Consider the following 10,078-nt stretch of genomic DNA (forward strand, 5'->3'; position numbering starts at 1 on the left):
AGGGTTTTGTTAAATGGCTTTAACAGGAAGGAAGCTGAAGTTTGCAGCAGCCAAATTGGGTGGTTTCTCCAATAAGGATGCGGCGATCAAGGCGGGCTACAGTGCCGCCACAGCTTCACAGGCTGGCTCACGCCTTGTTAAAGACAAAGATGTTGTCGCTTATTTAAAACAGAACAAGAAAGATGCCAAAAAGGTATCTGAACCACCACCAGCAAGCGAGCCGCCGGAGTACGTAAGTCAGCCTTTTGATTTATCCAAGGTGCTGATGTTTTCCGATGCACTGGACTTCTTGGTCGCCTGCATGAATGACCCGGAATTGGATAAGCGGTACCGAATCGATTGCGCCAAGAAGATTGTTGACTTCCAGCACGCGAAGCCTGGCGAGAGCGGCAAGAAGGATCAGAAGCAGAAGGACGCGGAAAAGGTGGCAGGCCGATTTGCTTCTGCTGCGCCGCCGCGTTTGGCTGCTGCCGGCGGTAAGAAAGTCTGACTATGGAGTGGTCAACAGCCTGTCCCGACTGGGATCGGAGATTGATTGCGCGCGAATCGATCATTCCGCCGCCAATATTTCCCGATCAGGCAGAGCAGGCGCTTGCGATCTTTAAGCAGTTGCGGGTGGTTGACCTCCCCGGTAAGCCGACATTCGGTGAATGCAGTGAGCAATGGGTCTTTGACTTCGTGGCCGCGATCTTCGGCGCCTACGATGCGGAGACTGGCAAGCAGCTGATCCGCGAGTATTACCTCCTGATCAGCAAAAAGAACACGAAGTCCACAATCGCCGCCGGCATCATGTTGACGGCCGTGATTCTGTGTTGGCGTGAGGAGGAGGAGCATCTGATCCTGGCGCCGACAAAGGAGGTCGCAGACAACAGCTTTAAGCCGGCTGCCAGCATGATCCGCGCTGACGAGGAGCTGACCGCGCTGTTTCAGATTCAGGACCACATCCGGACGATCACGCATCGCGTGTCGCGCGCATCACTCAAAGTTGTAGCGGCCGACACCGATACGGTATCCGGCAAGAAGTCCGGTCGCATCCTGGTGGACGAGCACTGGTTGTTCGGCACCAAGGCAAATGCGGAAAGCATGTTCATGGAGGCCACCGGCGGCCAGGTTTCTCGGGAAGAGGGTTGGGTGATCTATCTGACCACTCAAAGTGACGACCCGCCGGCCGGTGTGTTCAAGGAGAAGCTGCAGTATTACCGCGATGTGCGTGATGGCAGGATTCTTGATCCGAAATCGCTGGGTGTGATCTACGAATATCCGCAGAAGATGCTGGAGTCCAAAGCGTACATGGATTCGGCGAACTTCTACATCACCAACCCGAACCTTGGGCGCTCGGTTAGTGCGGAATGGCTGGAGGATCAACTCAAGAAGAACCAGACGAAGACTGACGGGGCCTTCCAGCAGTTTCTTGCGAAGCATCTCAATGTTGAGATTGGGTTGTCGCTTCGCTCTGACCGCTGGGCTGGCGCGGATTTCTGGATGGACGCGGCTGAGCCGAAGTTTGGCCTGGAAGAACTGCTGGCTCGCTGTGAAGTAGTCGATATCGGCATCGACGGCGGCGGCCTGGATGACTTGCTTGGCTTCGCGGTGGTTGGTCGGTGCGCGACAACGCGCAAATGGCTGGCCTGGGGCCATGCCTGGGCCCATCCGTCCGTGCTGGAGCGCCGCAAAACGGAAGCGCCGCGGTTCCATGATTTTGCAAAGCAGGGCGATCTGACGTTGGTGCGCCAGATGGGTGAAGACGTTCAGGAGGTGGCCGACTACGTGGCGCAGATCGAAGCATCGGGCAAGCTGGATAAGATCGGCGTGGACCCGAGCGGTATTGGCGCGATTCTGGATGCACTGGTCGAGGCTGGCATTCCCGAAGATCGGATTGTCGGTATCTCCCAAGGCTGGAAGATGACCGGCGCGATAAAGACAACCGAACGAAAGTTGGCTGAAGGTGTCCTCGTTCACGCCGGCCAGGATCTGATGGCATATAGCGTCGGCAATGCAAAAGTCGAGCCGCGCGGCAACGCGATCATCATCACCAAACAAGCAAGCGGGACAGCCAAGATTGACCCGCTGATGGCCTTATTTAATGCCATCACCCTCCTGTCGCTGAACCCTGCGGCACCTGGAGCGAAACACCAGATGTTCTTTGTTTGACCCTGAATGAATCTAACTACGAACCCGCCTTGAGCGGGTTTTTGCATTTTAAGGACCGCCAACATTGGACTCTGGAATTTACGAAATTCTGAATTCAGTGAATGGCAAGCGCTATGTCGGCAGCGCCAAGAATTTTCGGCTGCGGTGGAAGGCTCATCTGTTGCATTTGAACCGCGGCACGCACCACAGCCGTCATCTTCAGTCGGCTTGGGTTAAGCACGGCGCGGAGGCGTTCCGGTTCAACAAGTTGTTGATCTGTGAGGCTAAGGATCTGATTTTCTTCGAGCAACGCGCATTTGATGCGTTCAAGCCTGAATACAACATCGCACCAATCGCTGGAAGCTGCCTAGGTGTAAAGCACAGCGAAGAAACGAAGCAAAAGCTGCGCGTCGTAAAACTTGGGAACCAGCACACGCTGGGCTATAGACATACACCCGAGGCAATTGAAAAGCTTCGCGCTAAGCAGACCGGAGTCGAATCCCCAACAAAAGGAAAGCCGCGCAACCCCGAGGCGGCAGCCAAGACTGCAAATGCGCATCGCGGGATGAAGCGTTCCGATGAAACGCGGGCTCGCATTTCTAAAGCGATGGCTGGCAAAAAGAGGGCGCCAAAGACGGATGAAACGAAGGCCAAGCTGTCGGTAGCAATGAAAGCTAGACCACCAAATCCAGAGCGCGTAGCAAAGATGGCCTCAACAAAGCGCGGTTCAAAACTTACCCCGGAACACAAGGCAAAAATCGGCGCAGCTTCGCGTGCGGCATGGGCTTTACGGAAGAAAAAGGACTGACTATGACTATGCAACGTGCTTACAGCCTTCTTGAGGTGAAGGAGTTTGACGAGGAGCAGCGGGTCATTCACGGCATGGCTACCACTCCAACACCTGACCGCACCGGCGACATCGTTGAGCCTATGGGTATTCAGGTAGCCCCTGATATTCCACTTTTCCTGTATCACGATTCTCACTTGACCGTGGGTCGTGTGAAGTTCGGAAAGCCCACAAAGCAAGGTGTGCCATATGAGGCTTCGCTACCTAAGGTTGTCGAGTTGGGGAATCTGCGCGATCGCGTGGATGAAGCCTGGCAGATGCTGAAGTACAAGCTGATCACCGGCGTATCCATTGGCTTCCGCGTCATCGATGGTGCCTATGAAATTCTGAAGGGTGGTGGCATTCGTTTTCTGAAAACCGAAGTGCTTGAACTATCACTGGTTCCGATTCCCATGAATGCGGAAGCCACTATCACCTCCATCAAATCCGCAGACGAAGCAATCCGCCGCGCCGCGTTCGGCAATAACGGCTCCCGCGTCGTCCGCCTCTCCGCTGAAGACATCAGCAAATCCTCGCCCGGCGCCTCGGGAACTGAAAAGCCACGCCTTCCTGGTGTGGTCTACCTCAAATAATCCCGAAAGGAATTTGGCTATGCCTACCATCGCCGAGCAAATCACTGCGTTCGAACAGAAGCGCGCCGCTACCGTGGCCCGCCAGGACGCAATCATGACCAAGTCTAGCGACGAAGGTCGCACCCTGGACACCGCCGAGAAGGAAGAGTACGACGGCTGTGCCTCGGAAGTGAAAGAGATCGATGAACACATCACCCGCCTGAAAGCGCACGAAGAGCGCAACCGGGCTGCCGCCGTGGTTGTTGACGGTGCTCCCGCAAATCCGGTAAAGGGCGCAGCCGCACCGCGCGCCGGCGCCCAGCCGAACATCATCGCTGTTCGTCCGAACATCGAAAAAGGCGTGAAGTTCGCCCGTTACGCGATGTCGCTGATCCGCGCCAAGGGCAACCTGAACGACGCCCTGTCGATCTTCCAGAACGAAAAGCGCTGGATGGACCAGACTCCGGAAATCGCGCAAGTGCTGAAGGCTGCTGTTGCGGCCGGCGACACCACCACCTCCGGCTGGGCCTCGGAACTGGTCTACAACCAGAACTTGGCGGCCGAGTTCATCGAGTACCTGCGTCCGATGACCATCCTGGGCAAGTTGAACCTGCGCCGTGTTCCATTCAACGTGCGCATGGGCCAGCAAAACGGCACTGGTACCGCCTACTGGGTTGGCCAAGGCGCACCGATCCCGATGTCGAAGGCAAGCGTTACCAGCCAGTCCCTGGGCCAAGCCAAGTGCGCCGGCCTGATGGCGATCGATGAGGAACTGGCGCGCAGCTCGTCCCCATCTGCGGAAATCCTGGTGCGCGATGACCTGGCCGCCGTGATCTCCACCTTCATGGATGTTCAGTTCGTTGACCCGAACGTGGCTGCTGTTTCCAACATCTCGCCAGCATCCGTGACCAACGGCGTTACCGCCGTGACCGCAACCGGCACTGCGGCGGCCAACCTGCGCACCGACCTGGCAACCCTGCTGAAGACTATGGCCGACGCCGACGAGAACATCAGCGACTGCGTCTGGATCATGACCCCGAACCAGGCGCTGCAAATCAGCCTCATGCTGAACTCGCTCGGCCTGCCGCTGTATCCGGAAATGGGCGTCAATGGCGGCAAACTGCTGGGCATCCCAGTGATCACCTCGAACTCCGCGAACATCCCAGGTTCGCCGAACTCGGGCTGCATGATCATCCTGGTCAACCAGCGCGAAGTGTTCCTGGCCGACGACGGCCAAGTCACTGTGGACGTGAGCCGCGAAGCCAGCATCCAAATGCTGGACAACCCGACCAATACTTCCACCGGATCGACCACCGCCACCTCCATGGTGTCGATGTTCCAGACCCACTCGCTGGCACTGCGCGCGACTCGCTTCATCAACTGGGCGAAGCGTCGCAATACCGCCGTTGCATACATCAAAGAAGCCGCTTACGTGGCCTAACTGATGGCACGAAAGGCCCGCTTCGGCGGGTCTTTCATTCTGGAGATTGAGATGACCATCCGCATGAGTGCTGATACGCACGAATACGCCGGCAGAGTGTATGGCCCTGGCGAAGAAATCGATGTGCAGCCACAGGACGTTGCTTTACTGGTCGCTCTGCGCCGTATCGAGCGTACGGAAGATGACCCGATTCCCGGCTTTATGACGCGTGAAATGCTTGCCACGCCAGCGCCAGTCGCCGTGACGACCAGCAAGCCGAAGTTCGGCAAACACAACCGCAAGGCGGCATAACGTGCGCGTATTCGGCCTCGACATCTCAATTCGCAAGGCTGCGCTGACGCCGGTGCGCGCCAACTCCGGCTGGTTCGGCATCATCCGCGAATCCTATGCCGGCGCGTTTCAGTCGCATGTCGAAGTCGATGCCCCGCGCGACCTATTGTCCTATTCCGGCCTGTATGCTCCTGTCACGCTGATCGCCGGCGACATCGCAAAGCTGCGCCTCAAAATGACTGAGCGCCAGGCGAGCGGAATCTGGACGGAAGTCGAATCCGGCTCGCCGTTCCTACCCGTCCTGCGCAAGCCGAACACCTACCAAACCCGCATCCAGTTTGTTGAGTTCTGGATGCTGATGAAAATCCTGTACGGCAACGCGTACATCCTGAAGGTGCGTGACAACCGCAACATGGTGATCGAGATGCACGTGCTCGACTCCGAGCGCGTACTTCCTCTGGTTGCTCCGAATGGCGATGTCTACTATCAGATTTCAGCTGACTTCCTGGCTGGACTGCAGCAAGGCTTGACCGTCCCGGCGTCGGAGATCATCCACGACCGCATGAATTGCCTGTGGCATCCGCTGGTCGGTATCGCCCCGATCTACGCCGCAGCGCTTTCCGCTACCCAGGGTCGCAAGATCCAAAACAACAGCGCCAAGTTCTTCGAGAACATGAGCCGTCCGAGCGGCATGCTGACCTCGCCAAACGCCATTGACGATGAAACGGCGCTGCGCCTGAAAACGGGGTGGGAAGAGAACTACGCCGGCGGCAACCTGGGGCGGCTGGCAGTGGCCGGTAGTGGCTTGGAGTACAAAGCCTTCACCATCCCAGCCGAGCAGGCGCAGTTGATTGAACAGCTTGAATGGACGGTCAAGGATATCGCCCGCGCGCTTCTAGTCCCGCAATTCATGGTCGGCGGCGCTACCCCATCTGGCAGCTCGGTCGAGGCCGAAACACTGCGCTATTACACGCAGTGCTTGCAAAAATATTTAGAGCAAGCGGAAGCCTGCCTGGATGACGGGCTGGCGTTGCTCAACACATACCGAACCGAGTTCGACACCGAAGGCCTGATTCGCATGGACTCGGTTGCGCAAATCGAGGTGCTGAGCAAGGCGACCGGCGGCGGCATAATGGCGCCGAACGAGGCACGCTACAGGATGGGGCTTCCTCCTGTTGCTGGCGGCGATACGCCGTACCTGCAGCAGCAGAACTACTCGCTGGAGGCACTGGCCAAGCGCGACGCCCAGACCGATCCATTCGGAAATCAGGGACCCGCCGCAACTCCCGGCGCTACACCTACGGACGAACCCGCGCCAGCCGATGACGCTGCGGCCAAGCAGGCGCAAGAACTGATTGAGAAAATTTCCAAGGGACTGCAATGTCAATAGACCTGGATAAGATCGCCGAAGGCGTCATTGCAGCGGTCAAGGGCTTCGTTGCCAATGCTGTAAGCGGACTGTCGCAGCGCATCGACGGGCTGGAATCTGCTGTGAAGGCATGGCAGCCGGTCGATACCAAGGCGATTGCCCGCGAAGCCGCTGACCTGATTCCGGCGCCTAAAGACGGCCAGCCCGGCAAGGACGCTGACATTGAGGCGATCCGCGGCATGGTCGTGGCCGAGGTGGCGAAGATCCCCCGCCCAGAGAACGGTAAGGATGCCGAGCCCGAAGCGATCATTCGCGCTGCCCAGGCTGCCATCGAGGCCTTGCCCAAACCAGTGGATGGCAAAAGCATCACGGCGGAAGACGTTGCGCCGATGCTGGCTCAGCTCGTCGCAGACGCTTTCAAGGCCGTGCCGACGCCGGCCGATGGTAAAGATGCGGACCCGGAAGTGATCCGGTCCATGGTGGCCGAGGCGCTGGATGCATTGCCCAAGGCAAAAGACGGTACCAGCGTAACGGTTGATGACGTCGCGCCGGTCATTGCTGAGGAAGTACAGCGCGCCGTGAGCGCTCTGCCGCCGGCAGCGCCTGGCCGCGATGCTGACCCGGCCGAAATCGTCAAGATGGTGGAGGCTGCGGTTGCTGCACTGCCGAAGCCAGAGAACGGAAAGGATGCTGATCCCGCCCTTGTCGCGAAGATGGTGGCCGAAGAGGTCGCCAAGATCCCAGCGCCAAAGGATGGGAAGGATGCCGATCCTGAGCAAATCCGCACGTTGGTTGCCGAGGCTGTCAAGGACATCCCAGCACCGAAAGATGGCCAGTCCGTCCCGATTGAAGAAGTACAGAAGATGGTGGCCGAGGCGGTCGCAAAGGCTGTCGCCGCAATCGTTGTGAAGGATGGCGCTCCTGGCCGCGATGCCCTCCACCTCGAAATTCTGCCGGCTATCGATACCGAGAAGTCATATGTGCGCAATACCTACGCCACACACAATGGCGGCCTGTGGCGTTCCTACGAAACGACGCATGGCATGAAAGGTTGGGAGTGCGTCGTTGATGGCGTCGCTGGGATCGAAGTGCAGGCCCCGGACGAGCGCACTTGTGTGGTCGTCATTCGCCAAGCAAGCGGCGCCGAGGAGCGCAAGGAATTCACCATTCCCGGCGTGGTCGACAAGGGAATCTTCCGCGACGGCGAAGCATACAAGCGTGGCGACGGCGTAACGTTCGGCGGCTCCTGGTTCCTCGCTCAGAAAGACCAGCCGGCCGGCAAGCCGGGCGAGTCCAGTGATTGGCGTCTGGCCGCTAAGCGTGGCCGCGATGGTAAAGATGCCATGCCGCCGGCAGTTAAAGAAGTTGGCCCAGTGAGGCTGAAATGATTTTCGCCCTGGAGCGCGTCAGCAATCCGGACATCGAGCCGGTCAGTCTGGAGGAAATGAAACTGCACCTCCGCGAGTACGATTCGATGACGGAAATGGATGACACTATTTCATCCCTGATCACCGCCGCGCGCGAGTGGGTCGAGCAGTTCACCGGCCGCGCGTTGGTGGATCAGACCTGGCGCCTGACGATCGAGCGAGACGGAACGCTGCCGGCCGATACGGTATCGAATGCTGCGGTCTGCGGCCAATGGAAGATGGCACGCGAAAATGAAATCTCCCTACGGAAGTCTCCGGTCCTGACGGTTGAATCGGTCATTTCGGTCGATACCGCTGGCGCAGAAACCACAATCGAGGCCGAAACCTACGCGCTGCGCCTGGCTGATTCGAAATACCCGAAGGTCGTAGCTCTAAACGGCGCCAAGTGGACGCAACAATACCTGCAGATCACCTTCCGCGCCGGCTACGCCGACCGGGCTGCAAGCCCGATTCAGGATGCAACTGCTGTCCCGGCCCGCTATAAGCAGGCGATCAAGTTGTGGGTGCAGGCGAACTACAACCCGAATGTTGATGAAATCGACGCACTGATGAGGGCCGCTGAAAATCTCATCAAGGGTGAACGAGTGGAGTTGTCGTTGGCATGATTTTGAATCGAATTCCAGGCGACCGCTTCAGTGAGGTGTCGCCAGAGTGGCAGGGCGAGACGGTCGTGATTCTGGGTGGAGGTCCTAGCCTGACTGCGCAGGACGTGCAGACGGTAGCCAGCGCCCATGAGTGCAGGGCTGTCAAATGCATAGCTGTGAACGACGCCTATCTGCTGGCTTCCTGGGCGGATGTTCATTACGCGGCCGACCTACGCTGGCATGCGTGGCATAGCGCCGGCATTGCGAAGCCTGCAATTGGACTGGCAGCCGAGGAAGTGCGGCAGCGATGGGCAGCGTTTTCGGGGCAGAAGTGCAGTATCGAGAATGGCACCGGTGTCGTGGCGGATGACTCGGTGCACGTACTTCGCAACGCGCACGGCGCCGTGCACGGATACGGCCTGTCTGCAGATCCTCGCATGCTGGTGACTGGCCGAAATTCGGGCTTTCAGGCGCTGAACCTGGCTGTATTGGCTGGCGCTGAACGGGTGATCCTGCTGGGATTCGATGGAAAAGCGGCACCGGATGGCCGATCGCACTGGTTTGGCGAGCACCCCGAATCGATGGCGAGTGCGGTCTACAGCTACTTCCGCCAGGCCATGTCGGCTGCGGAGAATGACCTTGCCGCTGCCGGCGTGGAAGTGTTGAACGCTAGCCCGGGAACTGCTATTGACTCTTTCCCTAAGGTCAGTTTGAGGGATGTGCTGTGAAGCGGTTGCGCGGTGGCGGCGGTCTGGGCGACAGCTTATATGTGCGCCCGATCTGCGACGAGTTGATCCGGCGCGGCGAGGAAATCACGGTCCTGACCAACTTTGCGGATGTCTTCATCGGCTCTGGAGCCAAAGTGGTGCCGTTCAGCCGAGACAACGTCCAGATCCTCGCGCACTACGTAAGTGGCAAGTCGAACCCGGACACAAATCAGTGGCAGGACGTTTGCAACAGTGCCGGCGTCCAGGCTCCGATGCAGTTTCAGTGGGGAGTTCGGAACGAAGATCTAGCGAGTCAAGCGAGGGATCGCGCCGCGGGACGTCCGATCATCCTGGCGCACGGCGGACGCAAGCCGATGGGCCGGATGGATGGCTTTGCCATGGACCTGATGCCGGAGCGCGCTGGTTTTGAGGTGGCATTGGGTGGTTTGAGCGATTGCCTGACGATTAGTGTAGGCGGCACCGTGGGCCTGGAATACGACATGCCGGTCGAATGGGATCTAACTGGTAAGACGAACGTTTCCGATCTGCTCGATCTGGCTTCGCTTTGCGATGGTGTAGTGGCGCAATGCAGCTTCGCGGTGCCAATGGCGGAATGCTTCGACAAGCCGCTGCTGGCAATCTGGAGTCAGAGGGCGGCCGGATCGAATCAGGCATACATCCGGACGATCACGCCGCAGAAGGTTTTCGAGCAAGCAAACTTCGACATTCGTAATGGATGATTGGGATCAGCA

Annotated in this window: 11 protein-coding genes; all 11 read left to right on the forward strand. The window is 58.5% G+C overall.

Annotated features, from left to right (window positions below; translation table 11 throughout):
• Positions 1-13 precede the first annotated feature (13 nt).
• Positions 14-490: a terminase small subunit gene (locus ACHMW6_RS06360; protein ID WP_395406289.1), complete on the forward strand. Its 477-nt coding sequence runs from the start codon at positions 14-16 to the stop codon at positions 488-490.
• A gap of 2 nt (positions 491-492) precedes the next feature.
• Positions 493-2,151 (forward strand): terminase large subunit, encoded by a 1,659-nt coding sequence (locus ACHMW6_RS06365; RefSeq protein ID WP_395406290.1) that lies wholly within the window; start codon positions 493-495, stop codon positions 2,149-2,151.
• A 64-nt stretch (positions 2,152-2,215) separates the two neighbouring features.
• Complete coding sequence (locus tag ACHMW6_RS06370; RefSeq protein ID WP_395406291.1) at positions 2,216-2,938, forward strand: NUMOD3 domain-containing DNA-binding protein; 723 nt, start codon at positions 2,216-2,218, stop codon at positions 2,936-2,938.
• 2 nt (positions 2,939-2,940) lie between these two features.
• Positions 2,941-3,549, forward strand: a complete 609-nt coding sequence (locus ACHMW6_RS06375; protein ID WP_395406292.1) for an HK97 family phage prohead protease — start codon at positions 2,941-2,943, stop codon at positions 3,547-3,549.
• A gap of 19 nt (positions 3,550-3,568) precedes the next feature.
• Positions 3,569-4,969: a phage major capsid protein gene (locus tag ACHMW6_RS06380; RefSeq protein WP_395406293.1), complete on the forward strand. Its 1,401-nt coding sequence runs from the start codon at positions 3,569-3,571 to the stop codon at positions 4,967-4,969.
• Positions 4,970-5,020: 51 nt separating this feature from the next.
• The gene (locus ACHMW6_RS06385; RefSeq protein WP_395406294.1) at positions 5,021-5,260 is read left to right on the forward strand and encodes a hypothetical protein; all 240 of its coding nucleotides are present in this window, start codon (positions 5,021-5,023) and stop codon (positions 5,258-5,260) included.
• A 1-nt stretch (position 5,261) separates the two neighbouring features.
• A complete protein-coding gene (locus ACHMW6_RS06390; protein ID WP_395406295.1) occupies positions 5,262-6,629 on the forward strand; it encodes a phage portal protein in 1,368 nt (455 codons plus the stop codon).
• The gene (locus ACHMW6_RS06395) at positions 6,620-7,996 is read left to right on the forward strand and encodes a phage portal protein (protein ID WP_395406296.1); all 1,377 of its coding nucleotides are present in this window, start codon (positions 6,620-6,622) and stop codon (positions 7,994-7,996) included. Before ACHMW6_RS06390 ends, ACHMW6_RS06395 begins: the two co-directional genes overlap by 10 nt.
• Positions 7,993-8,640, forward strand: coding sequence for a phage head-tail connector protein (locus tag ACHMW6_RS06400; protein ID WP_395406297.1), 648 nt, complete (start codon positions 7,993-7,995; stop codon positions 8,638-8,640). Before ACHMW6_RS06395 ends, ACHMW6_RS06400 begins: the two co-directional genes overlap by 4 nt.
• Positions 8,637-9,347 (forward strand): hypothetical protein, encoded by a 711-nt coding sequence (locus ACHMW6_RS06405; RefSeq protein WP_395406298.1) that lies wholly within the window; start codon positions 8,637-8,639, stop codon positions 9,345-9,347. Before ACHMW6_RS06400 ends, ACHMW6_RS06405 begins: the two co-directional genes overlap by 4 nt.
• Positions 9,344-10,066, forward strand: coding sequence for a hypothetical protein (locus tag ACHMW6_RS06410; protein WP_395406299.1), 723 nt, complete (start codon positions 9,344-9,346; stop codon positions 10,064-10,066). Before ACHMW6_RS06405 ends, ACHMW6_RS06410 begins: the two co-directional genes overlap by 4 nt.
• The last annotated feature ends 12 nt before the right edge of the window (positions 10,067-10,078 follow it).

This window comes from Pseudoduganella sp. UC29_106, from assembly GCF_044055365.1.
Taxonomy (GTDB): domain Bacteria; phylum Pseudomonadota; class Gammaproteobacteria; order Burkholderiales; family Burkholderiaceae_D; genus Rugamonas.

Bases quoted from the DNA above. Each gene is read 5' to 3' on its own strand.
- ACHMW6_RS06380 (WP_395406293.1), top strand. From the start codon at position 3,569: ATGCCTACCATCGCCGAGCAAATCACTGCGTTCGAACAGAAGCGCGCC.
- ACHMW6_RS06360 (WP_395406289.1), top strand. From the start codon at position 14: ATGGCTTTAACAGGAAGGAAGCTGAAGTTTGCAGCAGCCAAATTGGGT.
- ACHMW6_RS06405 (WP_395406298.1), top strand. From the start codon at position 8,637: ATGATTTTGAATCGAATTCCAGGCGACCGCTTCAGTGAGGTGTCGCCA.
- ACHMW6_RS06400 (WP_395406297.1), top strand. From the start codon at position 7,993: ATGATTTTCGCCCTGGAGCGCGTCAGCAATCCGGACATCGAGCCGGTC.
- ACHMW6_RS06365 (WP_395406290.1), top strand. From the start codon at position 493: ATGGAGTGGTCAACAGCCTGTCCCGACTGGGATCGGAGATTGATTGCG.
- ACHMW6_RS06375 (WP_395406292.1), top strand. From the start codon at position 2,941: ATGACTATGCAACGTGCTTACAGCCTTCTTGAGGTGAAGGAGTTTGAC.
- ACHMW6_RS06385 (WP_395406294.1), top strand. From the start codon at position 5,021: ATGACCATCCGCATGAGTGCTGATACGCACGAATACGCCGGCAGAGTG.
- ACHMW6_RS06395 (WP_395406296.1), top strand. From the start codon at position 6,620: ATGTCAATAGACCTGGATAAGATCGCCGAAGGCGTCATTGCAGCGGTC.